The 20,819-nt window shown below is 47.8% G+C and carries 22 protein-coding genes; 3 read left to right on the plus strand and 19 right to left on the minus strand.

Annotated features, from left to right (window positions below; all coding sequences use genetic code 11):
• Window positions 1-5: 5 nt before the first annotated feature.
• On the minus strand, window positions 6-1,013 hold the full coding sequence (locus tag ACQKPA_RS22525; protein WP_427494739.1) for a phosphotransferase enzyme family protein: 1,008 nt from the start codon (window positions 1,011-1,013) through the stop codon (window positions 6-8).
• A 307-nt stretch (window positions 1,014-1,320) separates the two neighbouring features.
• On the opposite strand from ACQKPA_RS22525, the gene ACQKPA_RS22530 reads away from it, so the two are divergent.
• Both ACQKPA_RS22530 and ACQKPA_RS22535 read left to right on the plus strand, forming a co-directional pair.
• The gene (locus tag ACQKPA_RS22530) at window positions 1,321-1,491 is read left to right on the plus strand and encodes a hypothetical protein (protein WP_427494740.1); all 171 of its coding nucleotides are present in this window, start codon (window positions 1,321-1,323) and stop codon (window positions 1,489-1,491) included.
• Between the two features lie 11 nt (window positions 1,492-1,502).
• Window positions 1,503-1,682 (plus strand): H-type small acid-soluble spore protein, encoded by a 180-nt coding sequence (locus ACQKPA_RS22535; protein ID WP_076321652.1) that lies wholly within the window; start codon window positions 1,503-1,505, stop codon window positions 1,680-1,682.
• A gap of 116 nt (window positions 1,683-1,798) precedes the next feature.
• Here ACQKPA_RS22535 and ACQKPA_RS22540 read toward each other — a convergent pair whose 3' ends face one another.
• From ACQKPA_RS22540 to ACQKPA_RS22590, 11 genes are all read right to left on the minus strand, one after another.
• Window positions 1,799-3,205, minus strand: coding sequence for a PQQ-binding-like beta-propeller repeat protein (locus ACQKPA_RS22540; RefSeq protein WP_427494741.1), 1,407 nt, complete (start codon window positions 3,203-3,205; stop codon window positions 1,799-1,801).
• 199 nt (window positions 3,206-3,404) lie between these two features.
• Entirely contained in the window at window positions 3,405-4,358 is a 954-nt protein-coding gene (locus ACQKPA_RS22545) for a hypothetical protein (RefSeq protein WP_427494742.1), read from the minus strand.
• Window positions 4,318-4,911, minus strand: coding sequence for an RNA polymerase sigma factor (locus ACQKPA_RS22550; protein ID WP_427494743.1), 594 nt, complete (start codon window positions 4,909-4,911; stop codon window positions 4,318-4,320). The genes ACQKPA_RS22545 and ACQKPA_RS22550 overlap by 41 nt, the downstream gene beginning before the upstream one ends.
• A gap of 277 nt (window positions 4,912-5,188) precedes the next feature.
• Window positions 5,189-5,563: a hypothetical protein gene (locus ACQKPA_RS22555; RefSeq protein ID WP_427494744.1), complete on the minus strand. Its 375-nt coding sequence runs from the start codon at window positions 5,561-5,563 to the stop codon at window positions 5,189-5,191.
• 91 nt (window positions 5,564-5,654) lie between these two features.
• Complete coding sequence (locus tag ACQKPA_RS22560) at window positions 5,655-6,344, minus strand: CD3324 family protein (RefSeq protein WP_427494745.1); 690 nt, start codon at window positions 6,342-6,344, stop codon at window positions 5,655-5,657.
• An 11-nt stretch (window positions 6,345-6,355) separates the two neighbouring features.
• Window positions 6,356-7,060: a hypothetical protein gene (locus ACQKPA_RS22565; RefSeq protein ID WP_427494746.1), complete on the minus strand. Its 705-nt coding sequence runs from the start codon at window positions 7,058-7,060 to the stop codon at window positions 6,356-6,358.
• A gap of 117 nt (window positions 7,061-7,177) precedes the next feature.
• Entirely contained in the window at window positions 7,178-8,359 is a 1,182-nt protein-coding gene (nagA, locus tag ACQKPA_RS22570; protein ID WP_427494747.1) for an N-acetylglucosamine-6-phosphate deacetylase, read from the minus strand.
• 6 nt (window positions 8,360-8,365) lie between these two features.
• Window positions 8,366-9,145: a DeoR/GlpR family DNA-binding transcription regulator gene (locus tag ACQKPA_RS22575; RefSeq protein WP_427494748.1), complete on the minus strand. Its 780-nt coding sequence runs from the start codon at window positions 9,143-9,145 to the stop codon at window positions 8,366-8,368.
• A gap of 236 nt (window positions 9,146-9,381) precedes the next feature.
• Window positions 9,382-9,855 carry a GlcG/HbpS family heme-binding protein gene (locus tag ACQKPA_RS22580; protein WP_427494800.1) on the minus strand — a complete coding sequence of 158 codons (474 nt, stop codon included), beginning with the start codon at window positions 9,853-9,855 and terminating at the stop codon, window positions 9,382-9,384.
• Window positions 9,856-9,964: 109 nt separating this feature from the next.
• Window positions 9,965-10,834 carry a hypothetical protein gene (locus ACQKPA_RS22585; RefSeq protein ID WP_427494749.1) on the minus strand — a complete coding sequence of 290 codons (870 nt, stop codon included), beginning with the start codon at window positions 10,832-10,834 and terminating at the stop codon, window positions 9,965-9,967.
• A gap of 400 nt (window positions 10,835-11,234) precedes the next feature.
• Window positions 11,235-11,834, minus strand: coding sequence for a short chain dehydrogenase (locus ACQKPA_RS22590; RefSeq protein ID WP_427494750.1), 600 nt, complete (start codon window positions 11,832-11,834; stop codon window positions 11,235-11,237).
• 274 nt (window positions 11,835-12,108) lie between these two features.
• Between ACQKPA_RS22590 and ACQKPA_RS22595 the strand changes: the two genes are divergently transcribed.
• Complete coding sequence (locus ACQKPA_RS22595) at window positions 12,109-12,981, plus strand: AraC family transcriptional regulator (RefSeq protein WP_427494751.1); 873 nt, start codon at window positions 12,109-12,111, stop codon at window positions 12,979-12,981.
• Window positions 12,982-13,084: 103 nt separating this feature from the next.
• On the opposite strand, the gene ACQKPA_RS22600 is transcribed toward ACQKPA_RS22595, so the two are convergent.
• From ACQKPA_RS22600 to ACQKPA_RS22630, 7 genes are all read right to left on the minus strand, one after another.
• Entirely contained in the window at window positions 13,085-15,379 is a 2,295-nt protein-coding gene (locus tag ACQKPA_RS22600) for a beta-L-arabinofuranosidase domain-containing protein (protein ID WP_427494752.1), read from the minus strand.
• A 149-nt stretch (window positions 15,380-15,528) separates the two neighbouring features.
• Entirely contained in the window at window positions 15,529-16,752 is a 1,224-nt protein-coding gene (locus tag ACQKPA_RS22605; RefSeq protein WP_427494753.1) for an NAD(P)/FAD-dependent oxidoreductase, read from the minus strand.
• On the minus strand, window positions 16,749-17,081 hold the full coding sequence (locus tag ACQKPA_RS22610) for a (2Fe-2S)-binding protein (RefSeq protein WP_427494754.1): 333 nt from the start codon (window positions 17,079-17,081) through the stop codon (window positions 16,749-16,751). The genes ACQKPA_RS22605 and ACQKPA_RS22610 overlap by 4 nt, the downstream gene beginning before the upstream one ends.
• A complete protein-coding gene (locus ACQKPA_RS22615; RefSeq protein ID WP_427494755.1) occupies window positions 17,081-17,353 on the minus strand; it encodes a (2Fe-2S)-binding protein in 273 nt (90 codons plus the stop codon). The genes ACQKPA_RS22610 and ACQKPA_RS22615 overlap by 1 nt, the downstream gene beginning before the upstream one ends.
• Before the next feature lie 11 nt (window positions 17,354-17,364).
• A complete protein-coding gene (locus tag ACQKPA_RS22620; RefSeq protein WP_427494801.1) occupies window positions 17,365-18,801 on the minus strand; it encodes an aldehyde dehydrogenase family protein in 1,437 nt (478 codons plus the stop codon).
• Window positions 18,802-18,845: 44 nt separating this feature from the next.
• The gene (locus tag ACQKPA_RS22625; RefSeq protein ID WP_427494756.1) at window positions 18,846-19,739 is read right to left on the minus strand and encodes a dihydrodipicolinate synthase family protein; all 894 of its coding nucleotides are present in this window, start codon (window positions 19,737-19,739) and stop codon (window positions 18,846-18,848) included.
• A 41-nt stretch (window positions 19,740-19,780) separates the two neighbouring features.
• Entirely contained in the window at window positions 19,781-20,800 is a 1,020-nt protein-coding gene (locus ACQKPA_RS22630; protein ID WP_427494757.1) for a proline racemase family protein, read from the minus strand.
• Window positions 20,801-20,819: the final 19 nt, after the last annotated feature.

The following is a 20,819-nucleotide window of genomic DNA, read 5'->3' on the forward strand; positions in this document are numbered from 1 at the left end:
CTCCATTAATCTAAGCTATCGATGTTGCTACATTGAATATCGCAGCCATCAAAAGGCAAACCTCTTTCAATCAGCTTAACAGCGTGGTCTATTGCATTCCGTTGGTCCTCTGTAAAGCTGCTCTCATCACCATTCCATTCACTTAACCACCAGAAGTAAGAACAAATATTTCTATACTCCATAAACAAGGGAATTGTTTGTTTCCAGAATTCGGAGAGCTGGTGTTCCTTCTCGTAACCCATGAGGAATTCATGCAAGAACTGTTGGGCAAACCTGCTTTTGGTGACACGATCTTCTGCATGCACTCCCCACCAAACGGCATGAGTGGCTGCTATTGCAATGTCTAACGAAAACCAGCCATAGATACTATCGTCAAAATCAAAGACCGTTATTTCACTGTTGTTGATAAAAAAATTATACGGATGGAAGTCATTATGTATCAGTCCAAACGAATCGCTGCCTCTCGGCAGTGAATCTATCGTATTTTCCATGGAAATCAATTTTTCAAGAAGTACATAGAAACTGCCTCGCTGCAGATGAGGATTATCCATATTTCTTCTGCTCCAACTATCTCTCTTCACAAGGATGTCCGATGGTTCATATGATGTCGACAGCCTATGCATCCTTCCCATGGTTTCTCCCCAATTCCTGAATATCTTCGGGCCCCATAGCTGCTCATTGTGTTTATCAAAAAAGCGACCTGTTGCCTCGTGAAAAGCTGTTGCTATATACCACTTATCTTCATCACAGAACACGGCCATTAATTCATGATTACATGTTTGAATGGGTAATGAAGCACGTACTCCGTTCTTCACTAAGTAATAAAGCCAATCCATCTCCGCCCTGATCTTCGGTACATACTCGTGTGATTTCTGAGATAACCGTAAGATATAGGATTTATCATCCTTAGTAAAACGATATACTTCATTGGTCGAGTTACTCAGGAAGATTAACGTCCCTATATTAAATTCAAAAGATTCCGCGGTTTGAAGCAATATCTTCGAGCTTGCCATGAATGATGCCCCCATCTTTTTAAGAGTCTATAGAGAAATAATTATAAAAGCCGCTCATGCGAGCGACTTTGTATTGATTATTGTAAACTCGATTACGACAATGTTTTCATTCGAAGAAGTATTCGTTAAGGAGTTCGTGCACTCCTGTTTTGGAATTATTATCCAACCATTATGATACCATTGTTCTTATGATTTCGAAAGATACCCTTCGCGAACGCACGCAAACAGCCGTATAAGTTCGATTCGTTTGGTGCATTGTAGTAATGCAGAGATTACAAAGGACTTATGACAACATGGAGGGATCGTTTTGGCGAAGAGCAAACAGCATCAAGAAGCGCATGGGATTGGACAAGTAGAACAACAGCTAAATAATCAAATGGAGGCTGCCGAAGACATTCAAGGACAATCGAAACTGGATCAAGACATAAAAAAAGCCTCTCAACGTCGGGTTGATCCATTGAAAGACCTTTCGAAATAAGGAGGTATGTCATGAACAAACAAAGAGCGATTGAAATTTCGGAATCGGCCATTATGAAAAATGTAACTTATCAGGATACCCCTATCTTTATCCAGCATGTCAATGAGGATGAAACCGCCCGGGTCTATCCGATCGGAAACTCGGAGCAGGAAATGACCGTCCCTTTATCCAGTCTCACCGAGCATCCATAAGATAGAAGATATTCACCCTAATATAATCAAACCTGAAATAACAAAATCCCATCCAGACTCGTCGGTGGGATTTTGTTATTCTTAAACGAAATAGGATTCAAGTATAAGCTATTCCCTTATTTCAACGATGCCGGTACCTTTACACCGAGGAGCTTCCCCTCTGCTTGGATGATGATCATACCGTTCGTCTTTAGGGTCGACTCGTGTAAATCTGCTCCAGTTGTTACTTTAAAGACTGGCCGGGACGTCATCAAGTTGATGCCGAGCAGTGTGCCGTTACGCTGTGCCCGGTATAACCCTTTCCCATGCACATCAATCTGTGCAGCAGGTGCATCGCCGTTCCATCCGATCCGTTGACCATTTGCAAGTTTAATGCCGGCCAGTTCCCCCGTCATTCTGTTATTGAAAATCAACCGTTCCTGAACCAGTCCGATCAACTCCCAGTCCCCCCCATATGGGCGAGGAAAAGTACGCAGAGGAACTTCACCTTTCTTATAGGTGTCAAATTTGTATTCGGCCACCTTATTGCCCTGATCCATGTATAACTTCCCTTGGTTTATAAATAAGCCGTCTCTGCTGTACTCATATGGCGGCTCCCCCGACATTTTCCAGCTATACTCTCGGCTGCTCTTCTTTACGCCTGTCTTAAGGTTATATACATTTACGACCCATTTGCGGTCCGGAAGCGACTGATAATCAGTCAGCAATGGAGAATAATAGTCAACCGAATACACGAGACCGTCTTTGATTTGAAGCGCTGCTCCCTGACCAAAATGGTCCCATAACTTCTTGCCCGTCTTCTTGTCATAGGCAGTCAGTTGAATGGACGTGAGCGCTCCTTGTACATAGAACGTCCGAAGGATGACTCCATCCGCCTCCTGAAGGTAATCGGTGCCGTTTCCTTCTCCCGACGGCTCATTCATTTTCCAACGAAGCTTTCCTGTTGCCTTATCAAATGCGAAAGTTGCGCTCCCTTTGATTGCATAGAGCGTATCATAAGTCGGCACCAGAGCTTCCGTTCGTAGGTGCGCATCCATAAAGATGGATGTGTTCGACTGCCATTTCAATTTTCCTGTCTTCGCATTCAGCGCGTATGGCTTCTGACCTGCCGATAGGCCGTAAATAACGCCTTTATCATAAACAATATAAGGTTTCAGGTCTTTACCGTAGCTCCACAGCCGCTTGCCTGTCCTCGCATCCATTGCGATGAGTTTGTTTCCCGCGAATGCAAATACCTTGCCCTCTTCAGCAATTGCGTGGTGACCTGAAACATCGTTCTCGCCCATATTCAGATAATTGTCCACCTTTACCGTCCAGGAAGGCTTCAGTTCGGGTACCTCGATTGTTGATGAATAATGCCAGTTGCGTACCGAAACATCGGCAGTTTCTGCATTCACTTGCGAAGGTGGTACTAAAAGCACGCTCTGGACAGTAAGTATGCCTGCAGCGATGCTTGCAATGAGACGCCGTCGTAATCGAGCTTTGAGGCTTATACTTGATTGTTTCTTCTTGATTTTAAGCATGAATAGCCCTCCCATTTGTTATGGCTTCTTGCTTCACGACCAATATAACGCTCAATGAAGGGATAAAGTTCCAAGCGAACTATAAATAATCTTTATATTTCTAGTCATCACATGATTGCCTACATAAAAAGCCTGTTTATCATGCCAAAACGGGAATCACCCCCAATTGGCTTGGAGAAGATTCCCGTTGTTTTGGTATTTATATTTCCAAATAGCTTTCGGCAATTTCCATCAAGGTTTCTTTGCTTACTTTATCCGTATTTACCTGCACAGTATAGCTGTATCTTTGTTTTTTGTCCGGGCTTTCGTATACCCATTTCAACTCGCTCGCACGCGAAGGACCAAATTCTGTTAGCAGCATTTCTACCCCCTTCACATGAACCTTTTCCTGTTTAAATTCTACTTTCTCGTCAATATACGATGTTGGGTTGCTCTTCCCGGTCAAATTATTGATCATTACCTCGATTTTATCCTCGCCATTTTGATATGTAGCAAAGAGAAGGGAAATCTGATCTGTCATTTCAACAGGTATCATGGCATATCCCTTATTGGACTCTTCCGCCTGCTTTCTCAGTTTTTTAGCCATCGCCGCTTTTTCTTCCGGAGAAGGCGGATTTACTTCCTGAACATTTTTAAAGAGCACTTCCGCCTTTTGGAATGTATATTTTCCATTGACTTTGTCTGCGACCTTAATGGATTTATCCGTAATCTTCTCACGCAAGTGAGAAAGATTTTGGAAGATAGCCACCTTCGTTCCCAGATCAGTTTGATGATTCGGGTTATTGGCAACCATATAGAACAGCCCAGCTTCCCCGTTCTTTAGCACCTTCTCCTTAAGTTCAAAAAATGTCTTAAAACGCTCTATTTCATCTTTCGATTCTGTTTTTCCGAACTCTTTCGTCGATTTAGTCTCATATACGACTTCGCCATCCTTATTCTTCAAAGAATGATACTGCACGGCAGCATAACCCGTGGATGCCATTAACATCATTCCTACAAACGCAGTTAAAGCAACTTTATATTTCACAAAAAACCTCTCCTTTTCTTTTTTCTCAGCATGTAGTACTCTCATTACTTTTCCTGTCAGGTCGGTGTCGGGAATGCGCGGGTCATCAAACAGTTTTTTCAAATCCCGATCCCTGTCCATATTCATACACTCCCACTCCCTTTACTTGAGCATAGTACTTTCGGAATTTTGCAGATGTACGTTCGTATTTTTTACGAAGGCTTGCGCTGTTCTTGCCGAGAATCAAACCGATCTCCTGGTAGCTTTTATCCTCGACACAACGTAAGATTAACAAATTACGCTCTTCCGCCGATAATTTCGCCATGGCCTGATGTACGGATTCATCAAAATAGTTGGCCTCAATATGCATATCGACATCATTATTATCTTTTTCATCCCGGTAAAAGAAAGGCAAATATTTCACCAATTTTCGCTTACGGATGATGTCAATACATTGATGATAGGCAATCTTGTATAACCACGCGCCAAAATCCATCTCATATTGGGTATATTTCTGCAAGTTGCGAAATGTCTTCAAAAATACTTCCTGTGCGTTATCCTCGGCTTCGGCATAATTGCCCAGCATATGATAACAGTAGAGAAAAATCGGTTTTTGATAAACCTTCATGATTTTCTCGAATTTTTCTGTGCTCCCATCTAACACATCTGCAATGATCTGACTTATCTCCGTGTCATTCAAGCCCTCTCCCCCCTTTCACTCTATACAACGAACAACTCGACATATAATGTGACACCACGATAAATCACTACAACTTAAAACGAACTTCGCAAGGAGTTGGTTCAGGTGATCTCCATGTTCTGCACAACTGCTGCATCAGAGCTGGTTCTCTGACAATCTGCAATACAAGGCCTAATTATGGTGGCTGCGCCATTTGGGATATTAAAAAGAGCTTGGGATCCCAAACAGGTTCCCAGGCTCTTATGAGGAATATTGTCTTGTCTTACACGTTAATGCGTCACTCATAAACTCGACTTATAAGCTCTTCAATAACTTCATCAGGTGACCGGTCACCCAACCAGGTTTGACCATACATTTGCAATATTTTAATGAGTGGACCATCTTCCCAAAATCCGACGAAATCATCATTGAGATAAATCTTTTCTACGACATGCTGGTTCATCTCATCGAGGCATTCTTCCAATACCGATTTCGCAACAGGATCGCTAATCCAATCGCTAATCAAGCTGAATTTATGAAATGATACTTCTTCCTTCCCAAAATCACAATACAATCGCTCTGTAATTCTTATATCGCGAGAAGAGCTGCCAAACGCAATTTGGAAATAACCGCTCTCCGCTAGCCAGTGTTCCAGCCCCTTCTCTTCCTCCACTCACTGTTGCCACAAATTTCAATCATTGTTTGTAACGTTAGAAATTCAGGGGTCACCGTAGGATTACCATGAGGAGGTTCGTTTAGTAAAGTCATGCTTGATTAATATAAAATAAAACATTTTCATAGTGTTTCATAAACCTTTTATAATCCGTTGTTTCCTTCAGTACAATTATAGTTGGATAAGCATTTACTTTGCGTTGTTTTAGTGCAGCTAATACGTTCTTCTGTTCAATGCAATAAAATTTGCCTTCTTTATACTGAATAAGAAGCGGTGGAAGAACATCTGCGCTTGCTTCATCGGTACAGTCATTCCCAGGCATGATTCCATTAAGTTCGATGAGACGCAAGGGAAACTTAACGACACCGAAATACAAACACTCTTTGCTCATCAAATCATGTAAACCAGGAGCTACATTTCGGGTGTGAAGCAAATAACAATATATCCATTCTTCGAGCATTCCGATATTCGCATACTGTACAGCGGATCGTACAATTGGAGCATAAGCGAATTGTCGGTCATCTTTCTTCGAATAAATGATTTTCTTAATGGAATCCAAAGATAAAAAGTACTCGTCCGCAAGTTCCGAAACCGTTACCCCATTGGCATACTTGTTGCGAATCATAATATTACGCCTCTGTAATTGATTTCGATAACCCGACTTCTCGCCCCAAGCCCTTTTGTCCTCGGTAGGAATATAAAGGAGTTTCCCGGCAGCGTATTTCTGAATTTCTTTCAATAACTTCTCAGGTATGATATCGCTGGCATTTTCATAATTCATAGGATCACCCTTTATAAGGCGTATATTCGATCCTTCAATTGACCGATAGATTTCATAATTGAATTGCAAGATTCTATGTCATCGATCGACGCATGCCACCGCAAAACATCGATTCCCTTATAATACGCCATACATAAAAATCTTTCTTTAAAATCCGGTATGACAATGTTCCTTTTTTGGCAATACTCGAATAACAATTCAGGGATGTTTAAGTAAGGCTTATTTAAGTCCATAATGGCAAAATCTAAAAGGAAATCGCATATGCCGGATCTGCTCCAGTCTGGGAAACCAACCGTCGTTTTTCCATCTGTGATCATTATTTCAAAAAACGTGTTATTATTAACTAAATACCGTTTTCCTTCACAATAATCAATTCTGGATTCCATCTCCATCATATATTTTTCGACAAAGTCACGATCTAAAATCGTTGTATCATAGAGTTCCTTCCAATTAAACCAATATCCTTCTTTATCTTCTGCAAATGTGTCGATCAGAAATTGCCTGCAGGTACTATACTCCGTTTTACAATCCTCGTTGAACTCACCATAACCTTCTACTCCCGCTATGTCCGATGCACTAATTTCCAAGATTTTGTCAAAAAACAACTCGTAACAATCTGCAAACTGATTTGGGCTTATTTCATCTGCGACAAATCCATTGGGTGTCATGCTTACCTGATCCGAAAGCAGGGACTTGATTATACTGTCTTTACTCATGTTCGTATCTCCTTTACACCAACAATTGTTATACACACATCAGCTGCGCACCTGATATGGGGTAATGATAACATTGGCCATGTATCGGATATAGGTAACGAATAGGTTTAGTCAACTTTACACCCGCCTCTTGTGATTACTTCCATTCTCACAATAAAGTTTACCCTCAATCATCGTCCACTGCACTTGATACCTTTCATCCATCAGCACGAGATCCGCATCGTATCCTACCTCGATTTTTCCTTTGTGAGATAAACCTAGAATACGGGCCGGCGTTGTTGAAGCCATGTGCACGGCATCCTCCATTGAAATTCCGTTAGCTTCGGTCAGACGCAGCGCTTCATTCATAGTCACGGTACTCGATGCTAACGTGCCATCCGCAAGCCTTGCTATCCCCTCGGATACGGTGACGTGATGACCACCAAATATATAATTACCATCGCCTAGTCCCATCGCCTGAAGCGCAACCGTAATAAGCACCATACCTTCGGGCCCTTTGAGACGATGCATTAATCTGACAATGGCTGGATGAAGATGGACTTGATCAACAATCGCTTGCAGGCTTACATGCGGTTCTTCGAAAGCGGCTACAATTAATCCGGGATCTCGATGGTGAATCGGTCTCATGCCGTTAAAACAATGGGTTACATGACTCGCACCGGCTGCAAAAGCCAGCATAGCTTCCTCGTATGTGGCATCGGAATGAGCCACGGCAATCACAACACCCTGCTCTTTCAGAAAGGATATGAGCTCCAAGCCTCCAGGCAATTCTGGTGCGATCGTTACCATTTTAATGAGCGATCCCGCTTCCTGAAAAATGAACTTCATTTCATCCAGATTCGGGTGGCGAAGATATTTCTCATTTTGCATCCCCTTACGCTTCGGATTCAAATAGGGTCCTTCCAGATGAATGCCGGCAATCCTTGCCCCTTGTTCTCGTCCGATTACAGATTTGACACTGCGAATCATGTTCAGCAGGTCCTCTATCGTCGAACTCACTGAAGTCGCCAGAAACGAGGTGCATCCGGTTGCCGCACAAGCGTGTGATACTTCTTGAATGCTGTCCTCGGTTCCATCCATCATGTCATAGCCATTGGCCCCATGAATATGAACATCGATCATTCCTGGTATGAGCCACATTCCGTTCCCATCAATCAGTTCTGCATCACTTTCGATTCTATCAAGCTCTTGCGTCGGTTCTATTCTCTTCAGCTTTCCATTCGAAATCCAGACCGTTGCAGAAGGAAGTATTTGATGAGGCAGGTGGACTTTAACATGTCGAATGATTTTGTTGTTCATTACTACTTAGGCTCCTTCCTGTTGGTTATGAGTCTGACATTCTATAAGCGTAATATTTTTGTTGTCTAATATTTCTTGTATTTCAATGGGAATCGATTGATCGGTTACAATAATATCTACGTGATCAAAATCTAACTTGAACCTCGATTTCACCGCGAATTTGGTATGATCCGCAACTAGTATGACCTGATCCGAGCGCCGGGCCATTTCCCTCTTCACCCGGACATCATCTTCATATGGATAATAGAGTCCGTCAGGCTGGATTGAAGTCGCACCGATGAACACCTTGTCCGCACGGATCTCACTGATTTTATCGATGACGGAAGGACCGTATAATAATCGGTTTTGGGTATGCAGATAACCGCCGAGCACGTAGATGCTCATATCTTCTCGTTTGGAGAGAATCCCTACATTATCGATGGAATGCGTAACCGCTGTGATCTGTTTCGCTTGAATATGTTCCGCAACAAATTGTACGGTCGTAGATACGTCCAAGAAGACCGTTTCGTTGTCCCGAATCAGTTTAGCACCATGCTCGCCGATTACGTTCTTGCTCGTCGGCTCATCAATAAGTCGTTCCTGGTAAGAAGTCAGTTCCTTCTGCAGTTCAGGCATAGCTACCCCTCCGTGCGTTCGAACAACCACTCCTTCTTGAACTAATCTGACAATATCCCTGCGTGCGGTATCCCGCGACACTTGAAAGAACGAGCACATCTCTCCTACACTCATCGTTTTATGTTGTTTTAAGTAATCCAGAATTTTTACTAATCGTTCCTCTTGGAACACATCCAATCCCTCCCTGCTTAAGCATTTACATCTTAGTTATAAGTATATATAAGTAGTTAATAATAAACAATAAGTATATGTAAGTTTATTATTGTGTTTCAAGTAAACATATGCAGCCCTTTGAACTTTCTATTCCGACTATCAAATCGTGAGCCTATATTCACGATTTGATAGAAAACAGGCAGGCAGCTTCTACATAGAAGCTGCCTGCCCTTACCATCGAAGCATGAGAGCCGTTAATAAGTAAACGATTGTTTTACCGCCCCAATCCGTGCTTTTGCATATTGGATATCATGACATCTCATACTTTCAAACGCCTGCACTGCTGCATTGGCAACGTCAATATCTTGTGCGCTTGTTCCTCCACTTACACCAATGCCACCGACAACCTTTCCGTCATGAACCAAAGGAATTCCCCCGCCTAGGATAACGACTTCCCCCTGATTCGTTGTATTAATTCCGAATGTCGCTCCGCCAGGAAGCGCTGTTTGCGCTAAATTCGCTGTCGGCATTTGCATCGCTACGCTGGTCCAAGCCTTGCCTATGGCAATATCGATACCTGCTATTTTGGCATTTTCCATCCTATAGAAAGCAATTAGGTTTGCCCCCTCATCTACGATCGCTATGTCAGAGTTAAGTCCCATTTGTCTGGCACGATCTTCAGCGATTTCCAATAACTTCTTGGCTGTCGTTAAAGTGAGTTTGTACATCATAGCTCCCCTTTACTTAATAGAAATACTGCATTATATTGTCATATGCCTATAGTGGTGAATGGGACAAAAAAAGCCGCTGATCTTGAACAGATCGGCGGCGTAGAAATTACCAAGTGGATAGTTCAGTCCTCTTCCAATTGTTTTGGGCAACGCAAACATATACATATTGGTCGTCCCAAGAGATCTGTCCCTGGCTGCAGGCAGCAGTGGACGAAGCAGGTGTATACTTTTCACGAAGACGCAGCATATCCCCGTTTACATCGAGCTTGGTGTCGGGTTCGCTCGTGCCAATCCCGATATTACCGTCGCTGCGCTGCATGGTGAGCGGGGAATCGAGCACTTCGCCGTCATCCCCATATCGTACGAACTGAAGGTTGGCTCCCGTATTGTCGCCAGCTTCCTCTAAACTGTCGGCCCGGACGGCCCACCTCGGTGTCGTCTCATTATCCTTGCCGACTGCACTTAACTGAATGTCCCGGTTCGTCCCGCTTTCGCCGGCTACCCGCAAAATACCGCTCATTACATTGAAATTGGATGAATGAGTACGGATCTCGCTTATATCGGTGTCGAACGGAATTTCAAACCGGGTAAACAACTGGTTGGGGTATTGACCTGTCGGGGACATGCTCGTCTCGAACGAGATATGCTTATGATCCTGCTGCTCCGGATTGTTTGCCTTATCATGGGAAATGATCGCCGTCTTGTCCTTTCCATTCTCGTCCATCCAGACGACCGCCGGCTTGGCCCTTTCCGCCGTCCATTGCAATCGAATCAGATCGGACTGATGTCCTTCTTGCTCGATCCATTTCTTGTCGGTGGACAAATGAAGCCGTTCATTGTGCGGAACGCGTATATCGTCGCCGTTTTGCTCGGATTGCCCAAGCTTTGTTGTCACTCCCTGTTTCTGATCCGTACATCCTATGCCGAGCAAGAAGAAGCTCCCCATTATAATCATCATCGTCCTTAATAATTTCACGTTGTTTCCCTCCATTTATCGATATGATTCGAGTTTATTCGTGTTCAAGAGCAAAAAACACTTTGTCTGATCGTATTATATCCAACACGCAGCGTACACCCATTTCATCAAACTTCCCGGAAAAATGATGCTTTTCGTCTATAAAGTTTTGACGTAGCTCGTCCGAAAGGTATGCTTCGCTTGGTCATACAAAACAGCCCAAACAATCAGGTTTTTATGGGCACAGGAAGAGGGACTTTTGGGTCACTTGGCAGTGACTGGCTGGTTTGAGCTTAAAACATGAAGTCCTGGTCTTCCATGATTTTCGGCATCGTTAAAACAAAAAAAGCCGCGATTTCCGCGACTTTCAATGCCTGTATGTACTTATCCTCCGGCAACAAATTCATATCAAGAGTTTTGATTAATAAACTTCATAATTTTGTCCCGTTTGAGCGCCTTCTACGCTTTTTTTGAAAGCAAGGACTACGCGACTGGCAGGAACTGCTTCAAAGCCCGGAAAAAACTTGCCATATTTCCCTAGTGATTCTTGTAAGACATTAGGGCTGACACTATTTATACGGATTCCCCTAGGCATTTCAATCGAGGCGGACTTAACGAATGCTTTAACACCACCATTTGCCATGGCTGCCGATGCACCTAGAGGAATGGGATCATCCATCATGATACCCGTTGTTAAAGTAAAGCTTCCGCTGTCATTAACATAGTCCATTCCCAACAGGACTAAATTGATTTGTCCTTTAAGTTTACTTTCAATTCCTATTTGGTTTAACTCTGGCGTTAATTCTGTAATCGAAGCAAAATGAGCGCCTCCTGTTGCACTAATGACTGCATCTACTTTCCCAACTTGCTCATACATATTTTTGATGCTATCCATCGATGTAATATCAACCGTTACGTCTGTTCCGTTTCTTCCAGCACGAATAATTTCATGGTCTTTACCTAGTTCTTGGGCGACTGCTTGTCCGATCGTACCGCTTGCCCCAACAATGATTATTTTCATGTTTGCTCTCCTTTCCATCTATAAAAAACTTGCACTTTGATTCATTTTGGGAATTCCCCTTGGAGATAAGAATCCCATAGCTGATGAATAAATTCAATATGGATCTTGTTTTCATACGCCTTGGAAAAAACTGTAACCAGGCAGATAATCGTTGAATTCATAATCAACAATAAAGGATTTATTCATATTATCTCGAACATGATATTTCGGTGCACGGATTGCAAGGTTTCATGGGTTACCATCCCCTATACTTAATCTTGAAAGGATGGTCTGTATGGATTGGCTGGATCGTATGAACAACGCAATGGAATATGTAGAAACACATCTGTCTGATACGATTGATTACGATATCGTAGCTAGAATTGCCTGCTGCTCAACATACCATTTTCAACGAATGTTTCCGTTCATAACGAATGTGTCTCTTTCAGCGTATATTAGACGCAGACGGCTGACCCTCGCCGCATTTGAACTGCAGCAGAGCGGCACTAAGGTCATCGACATCGCTTTAAAGTATGGTTACGAATCGCCTGAGGCTTTTTCTAGAGCGTTTAAAAAAATGCACGGCGTGATGCCAGTGTCAGCGCGCGACAAAGGGGTTACCCTGAAGGCCTATCCTCGGTTATCCTTTCATATTTCGATACGAGGAGATGTTGAGATGAATTACAGAATGGAGGAAAAACAGGCTTTTGAGATGTTCGGTGTAACGACTGTTGTAAATGGCGATGGCGATCATCCATTTATAGATATACCCGCTTTTTGGACGAAGTGCATATCCGACGGCACCGTTGATCGAATCCGCACAGCTGCGGGTTTGGGGGGGAATGGTCAGATGCATGGGATACTATACAACAAGCAAGGTGGGGAATTTTCCTACATGATCGGTTACTTCATGCCCCAGAGTGGCATGCCAGACGGGTTTGAAAGGCTATCTATCCCGCCTCAAACCTACGCGATATTCTCAACCGGCCTCTACCCCGACGGGCAAAGCGGGATTCACGAATTGTGGAAGCGCATTTGGGCAGAGTGGTTTCCCACCTGCAATTACGAACCGGCAAATGGCCCTGAGTTTGAAATGACCTATGATAGAGGTGCCAGCATGTATGAAATGGAAGTTTGGATCCCTGTCATTGAGAAGTCTGGATCTTAGAACGGAAGAGCAGCACGGGTGACTATCACTCGTGCTGCTGTCTTCATTCAGTTTGACCTAGAATCCTATCTTCTCTAAATATGTCTTAGAATTCATATTGAGGTTAAACCCGTTCAACATACACGTGATAGCGTTCATGAAACACATCAGCAAGCGGGATGAACAACAAATCATCCTCAATATAGCGGAAAGCAAACCCATGCGGCCCTGTTTCCTTCACAAAACTTTCCTGCAACGACTCTTCGCGAAGTGGTAGCCGCAGATAGTTTTTGGCTTCGGAGAGCGCGGCCAAGATGTACGGACCATAGGCCAGCGATACACGCTCTTTCCGATCGGGCGCTGCTTCCAAACGGATCCGGCAGTCAAAGAAGAGTTGGATCTCATCCCCGCTCTGCCAATTCCGGCTGATGGAGACATACCCGGCGGAGTTTGCGGCCATGTCGGCCTGCCGGCCGTTGATCTCCATACGGCTCCCCGGCCCGCTCCAGTATGGACGGCGAACTTTCAGTACGAAGTCCCCCGTCCCTTCCACCCTCAGCGTCACATTCCCGGGAATGTGACCATCTACGTCCATCGTCAGCCTCACCTCTCGTTCCTTCCAGTGGAGAGCGGAAGCGACAAACAGGTTCACATACACCGTAGATTCATCGTAAAAATAAACCGCTTCCGAATATTTCATATGATTCTCCAATCCGGTGCCGTGACAGCAGGTGTTCCCCGAAACGTCGAAGGACTTCTCTCCGCCGGGTACCAGCGGCATGAAATAGGTGCTCCCTCCCGTCGGCTGATGATCGCAGGAGGCCAAAATGTGATTAAACATCGCCCGCTCGTAATAATCCATATATTCCGCAGCCGGGTGATACGCAAACAAATCCTTTGTCAGTTTCAGCATGTTATAGGAGGCGCAGGTTTCCGCGGTTTTGTCACTGAGATATTCGCCGATCCTGCCCGGCTGCCTGAACATTTCGCCTTCGCCGGTACCGCCGATTGAATACGTATGGGCTTCGGTTACGGCCTGCCAGAAAAAGCGGGCCATATCGTAATATTCCTTTTCCCCGGTGGCTTGGAATATTTTCAGGGCGCCGATGACCTGTGGAATATGCTGGTTGGCATGAAGCCCGCCGATGGCGTCAATCTCCGCACGCATCGGGACAAACAGGCGGTCATTGTCGAACAGCTTTGCCGCAGCGAGATGTTCAGGCTTATGCGTAACGGTATACAGCTCAGCGAGCGATTCGTTGATGCCGCCAAATTCGCCGGCGATGTACATACCCCACATTTTTTTCAAAACACGATTTGGAAGCCTGCTTAGGCGGCGGTACACCCAATCGCCAAGCTTATCGGCAATCGCCAGTGCCGTGCTGTTTCCAAGATGGCGGTAGCAGTCAAGCAGTCCGGCAAAAATTTTGTGTAAGGTGTAGTAAGGCGCCCATATCTCCGGATAGCGGGTAAACTTCTCAAGCAGGTCAAACTGCTCCTCAGAGTATCCGCTGAGGAAACCGGCATGATATTCGGGTTTACTCGCAAAAGCAAGCTGGCATTCTTCCAGTGAAGCGACCACATACTCCGCCTTCCGCTTGATGTCTTCATCCCCTGTTGCCGCATAGCACAATGCTAGCGCAGACAAGTAATGTCCGGTCGTATGCCCTCTCAGCAGGCAGTCCGGCGAATCCCAGCCGGTCATCTCCGGGGCTCCGCGCGTATCCAAATCGGCGGCAGCACGGAAATTATACAACATCTGGTCGTCATTGACCTTCTTCAAGAAAGCGAGGCTTCTGTCTTGAGCCGCTTTGATGGCGGTGCCATCCTTCAGAATAACTGCGCCGGCGGGAAAGCTGCTCGCGGCGGGAGCCGTGTCGATCATTTCCCGATCCAGCTTGGCTGCCACCAACACCTCCGCCGTTACCGGAATCGTCGTGTCTTTTAGCACCCCTTTGATCATGAAGGAACCGGGCTCTTCAAAAAAGCGCTCTTCCCCTAGTTCCCAATCCACGGCATGGGAAATGACTCCCCCCTCTACCGTTTCAACCACAGCGACCGCCGGCAGATAAAACGTCCTGCCCAGCTCCGCTTTCAGACGAGTCGGATAAATCCGGGACACTTGAATGTTGTTTTCTTCCTCCAAAATGGTCACTTCATAGACTTTTTCCTTGACGCAGCCGCCATACTGAAACGATGCGCGCAGCGGAACCGTACGTTTGCCGATACCATATTTCGGCCGAGTCACCATGCCGTCATTATGGAGAAAGCGGGAATCCCCCGATGTCCAAGTGATCTTCGAGCCGTATTTTCCTTTCCGGGGTAAGTGGAGATCGAATTCCACCGTTGCCAGATTGCCAAGATACAGCGACTCTATATCCTTCATCACAATGCTTTCGTCTTCTTGAACCGTACTCATTTTCATCCCCTCCCTATTCACTTTGTGGTATGTCGGACAGGCTGCGGGCTTCGCTTAAAAACGCGATGGAGGCTTCATGCGGCCCGAGTTAGTCAGCCAGCTGTGAACCCGGAGATGAGGCTGGTGTTCCCGTTAGGAGAATGATTGTTTCACATCCACGCCTCCTCCTCCCATTTCTTGTATAATTGCTCTCTGGCATCCGGAATGCCCGAATGAAACTGAATCATAGCTGCGGCGCGAACCTGGCGGACATGCTCCGTCGCTTCATGCAGGTTATGTTCCCGATCCTTCCCCAGCGCTCCGGCATCGCGGCAAATGGCGGCGGCTGCAACCCTGCCTTGTGCCATGGCCACCATCGCGCTTTCAATGCCCGTAATATTACCGGCGACATACAAGCCCTTCACCGGCGTTTGCATGTTCTCATTGTGAAGTGGAATATGACCGCCCAGTTCCTTTACATACACAAAAGGGCAGCCAGCCACCGCAGCCAATTCCGCGAGCGGGTACAAGCCACCGGCAAGCGCCACAAAATCCACCTGTACCTCCCGCTCGCTTCCAGGAATGATTTCACCTGCTCTGGTTACATCCGCCAGCGTCACGGATTCCACATGATGTTGACCGTTGATGGATATCGCGGCAGTGCGCAGCTGTAAAGGAATTTCCCAAATTTTCATTCCGGCCCGGGGAAAAAAACGGCATACCGTACCGGCCATTCCAAGGCTTGCGCCAAGCTTCCCTCCGATTCTCAACAGTGGAGACGGCGCCAAATGAGCAAGGTTCAGCAATCGTTTCACCGCTTCTTCAGGTAAGGCGTCTTGACCGGATACAGAATTTCTATCTGGCAGCACGATCCCCGCAATCGTAACTCCGCTGACGGACAGCTCGCGGGCAATCGCCATGGCGAGTACGTTCACGCCGATGATCAGCCCACGGCGGCCCGGCTTCACGTAATGAACGTTGGCCATCACCTGAGCGGCCCCGATCGACATGACCCCGGGCAGCGTCCAACCTGGAATCGGCTGCGGAATTTCAGCTGCGCCGGTCGCGAGCAGCACCCTTGCGGCCGCGATCGATCCGCTTGCGGTTCTAACGACCCAGCGGTGGTCCGTTCGGAGCATGCCGTGTACGGAAACGCCGCAGCGGATGTCCACCCCTAAATCGCGGCATTTTTCTATTAGCTGTTCCGCAACCCGCCTTCCTACCCACCAGCGGCCTTTTTCCTCGTGAAACTGCCCCAGCATGCGTCCGCCCGGCTCTGAGAATTCATCCAGCACAGCTACGCCCAGGCCATGCTCGGCCGCCGCCGCTGCGGCGGATAATCCCGCCGGACCGGCCCCAATAATCAACAGATCGTATGCCGGTGTCTTGGTCAAAACAGCTTCCTCCCCGTAATCTCATTAGGTAGCTGGTGCCCTTCGGTTATACGCATTCCCTCTTCGAGCGGGGTAAGGCAGGAGCGCACCGGCCCCCTCCCTTCCAGGTTCAGGCGGCATTCCATGCAGTGGCCGATGGCGCAGTACAGCCCACGGGCCGTGCCGCTCTCCTCGTGCCTACGCAGCGTGCGAATGCCGGAGGCCAGCAGGGCCGCCGCGATCGGCTCGCCTTGGAGTCCGGTCAGCTTCCTGCCGTTAAACGTAAAGCTCACCGGTTCCCGCTCTATCCTCTGCGGTCCCAAAATCGGATGAAAGGTAATTCTCTCCATTACAAATCACCCTTTGCCAGCTGGCCGAAGGTCACGGGCCGCACTGGAGGACGGTACGACAGCAGCTCCGGATCCCGAGGCGACGCCGGATTCTTGGCAATAACCCAGGCCTCGAGGAGTTGTTTGCATACTCTGCCTTGACAAGCTCCCATAGCGGCCCGCGTTTTCATTTTTAATTGCCGCGAGGTGCGGCATCCTGCCTCGTAGGCGGCCTCCAATTGGACGAGGGTCACTTCTTCACAGCGGCACATGATCATAGAAGAACAATTCATCAAAAAGCCTCCTATCCATAAGAAATGGCGCACGTCTTTAGCTCGGTATAGAAATCCAGCGCAGCCTGCCCCTGTTCGCGCGTATGGGAGCTTGACAGTTTCATGCCGCCGAATGGGGACTGATATTCGACTCCCGCCGTTTCCTGGTTGACACGGACCATTCCAGCTTGGACCTCGTCCAGGAACCGGTGGGCATAAGATAAATTTTGAGTAAACAGTGAAGCGCTCAGCCCATAAATCGATTGATTGCATAAGGCCACCGCTTCATCAAAATCGGCGGCTTCCAGCACCGCGGCGACAGGTCCGAAAATCTCCTCTTGAATCAGCGGGTGCCCGGCGTTCAAACCTCCGGCCACCATCGGCCGAATATAGTAGCCTTCCAGATCTCCAGTTGCTGGGGGGCCTTGAGCCCAAATCTCGGCTTGTTCATGGGCCATATGCACATAAGACATCACCGTTTCATACTGGCTTGCGGATGCCACGGGACCGAGGTAAGCCTCGGAGTCGAGAGCATGAGCAAGCTTGATGCTGGATACGGCATGCGTCAACGCCTCGATAAATGATTCGCAGATCCCGGATTCAACGATGATTCGGCTTGTTGCGGTGCATTTCTGGCCTGCTGATCGAAACGCCCCGCTGACAATGAGCGGCACCGCCTTTTCAAGATCGGCGTCGTTTAACACGATGGCGGCATTTTTACCGCCCATTTCGGTTTGATATTTGATATTTCGTTTGGCACAGATTTGAGCGATGTTTAGACCTATGGATGTTGAGCCGGTAAAACTTACGGCGTCCAAAGGAACCTGCTCCAGAAGGACATTACCGATCTGACTGCCCTTGCCGACAACCAAATTGATAACGCCTGGCGGAAGCCCTGCCTCGAAAAAAACTTCAGCGAGCCGGGTCGCGGTTAATGACGCAAGCTCTGCCGGCTTCCATACTACCGTGTTTCCGCATATCAACGCGGGGGCTATTTTCCAGATCGGAATAGCGACCGGGAAGTTCCACGGCGTAATGATGCCCGCCACGCCGAGAGGAATCTTCCGGGTGTACTGCAGCACGTTCTGCTCGCTGGAAGGGATGACCACCCCGTTTGCCCGGACCCCCTCCGCGGCGTAATAACGAAGCAGATTCACTCCCCGCTTGACTTCCCCACGCATTTCAGCAATCGGTTTCCCCATCTCCATGCTTGCAAGAATAGCCACGTCTTCTGACTTTGACTCGAGTACATCCGCCATGCGGTCCAAATGCCCTGCCCTGGCTGAGCCACTCATGCGGGACCAGGAGGCGTAAGCATCACGCGCCGCCTGTTCGGCCTGAATAACTTGTGATGGGTCCGATAAATGGAGTACCCCCACCTGCTCTTTGGTGTTGGATGGATTGATCACGGCGATTTCCCCCACCGAAGGCTTGATCCACTCTCCCCCGATCCAATTGCGGCTGTTAATCATTTGCCTTCCCTCCTATTGCGGATTCATCCTTAACTTTTGACCTATGGCTTCATCGCCGGCTGATTCCGGTTTACGGCAAACTCATACGCTTCTTTAATCGCTGCATAATCGGCTTCAGGCAGCGGAAGGCGAGGCGGGCGCGTAGGGCCTACCGGAAAACCGGCCAGCTCCATCATATGCTTGATCGATTGAACCAGCTGCGGACTGGCATCGAAGTGGAACAGCGGAAGAAGATGGCGATACAGCGCGGACGCCTCCTGAAGCTTACCTTGTCTCGCCAGGTTAAACAGCTCCACGCCTTCCTTCGGCAGGGCATTCGGCACGCCGGAAATCCAACCCGTTGCCCCGAACAGCGCACCTTCCATGGCTAAATCGTCAACGCCGATCATCACCTCCAGATCCGTATACGCCAAAATGTCGTGTACACGGCGGATATCCCCGGAAAATTCCTTGACGGCAACTACATGTTCGAGCTTGGAAAGTCTGGAAAGCAGCTGCGGCGTCAAATCGACCTTGTAATCGTGCGGATTGTTATAAACAATAACCGGCAGCCCCACCTTATTGATCGCTTCATAGTGAGCGACGACCTCAAACTCAAGCGGTCGGTAATTGATCGGAGGCAATGCCATGACGCCGGCAGCTCCCGCATCCTTGGCATGCTGTACCCAATCGACCGCCTGCTTGGTGGAAGGCGCTGCAGAGCCAACCACTACCGGCACTCGGCCTGCCGCGGCTTCGATTACCGTATCTACAACCTTGGCCCGCTCTTCCTGGGTCAAGGTCGCATATTCTCCTAAAGATCCGTTCGGGATCAGGCCATGGACGCCTTGTGAGATAAGTGAATCACAAAGCTCAGCCAGACGCTTGTAATCAACCTCGTATTCCGGTGTAAACGGCGTGACAAGGGCGACATAAACTCCTTCAAATGTTGCCATATCGACATTTCTCCCCTCTGTTCTTGTTCATTCCATATCCATTAGTAAAGAACAAATCCTTCCGGCAGCGGATCGGTCGGATCCAGCACGAAATTCATAAACCCCAAAATATAAGCGGTACTTGTAAGCCGGGGAATAACGGCTTTGTACCCGTGCGTTTCCGTTTCCTCCGCGATGCTTCCTACCATTTGAGCGCCGGTTATCCCCTCATAAATGACCTGCTGTTCCGGCTCAAGTAAGCCGCGGGAATGTAAAACCGCCATGTGGGCACCGGTGCCGGCGCCTCCCGGCGAACGGTCAAGCTGGACTCCGGCAAATACAGCCGCGCTGCGATATGCGGGCTGGTTCGGGTTTCGGCCCTCTCGCCCTTCAACCCTTTGATAGAAAAACACGCCATGAATCCCGGAAATCCAATCCAAGTACGGATGCTTCACCTCAAGCCGGTGTTCGATCTCCTCGCGGATCAGCCTACCCCACTCCCGCAGCTTCGAAAGCGGGAAAGCGCCCCCGAGTCCCAATGCGGCTGTATCGATCACAGCATAAAATTCGCCGCCAAAAGCGATGTCGACCCTCGCCTCCACACCTTGAATATTCACCGTAACCTGCTTGGCATAGACGAAGCTCGGAACATTCAAAAAGGAAACGGACCGGCCTTCATGCCCTTCGCAATCGACAAAAGCGGTCACCGTCCCCGCCGGGCAATCGATCATAATCCCCTTTGCCGCATCCGAAGAATCCAGCTGCCCCGTCGCCGTCCAGGCTGCGACCACCGCGATGATGCCGTGACCGCTCACAGCAGCGAGACCTTCCTGATTGAGGAACAACAGCCCGAAGCGCGCGGCTTCCGTTGACGGCGCCGTAACAATTGCTCCCGTCATCTCTCGATGCCCCCGCGGTTCGGCCAGCAGCAGCTTTCTGACGGTATCGAAATGCCGTTTGAAAAATAGAGACTTTGCATGCTGCGAGGAGCCGTTTAGCTGCGGCAGGCCGCCGGTAATGATCCGCAGCGGCTCGCCGCAGGAATGCGTATCCAGCGCCGAGTACCATTTCGTTGTTTCCATAATGCCGGCCTCCGGTTCT

The organism is Paenibacillus sp. NPDC093718 (genome assembly GCF_050279985.1).
Lineage (GTDB): Bacteria > Bacillota > Bacilli > Paenibacillales > Paenibacillaceae > Paenibacillus_AQ.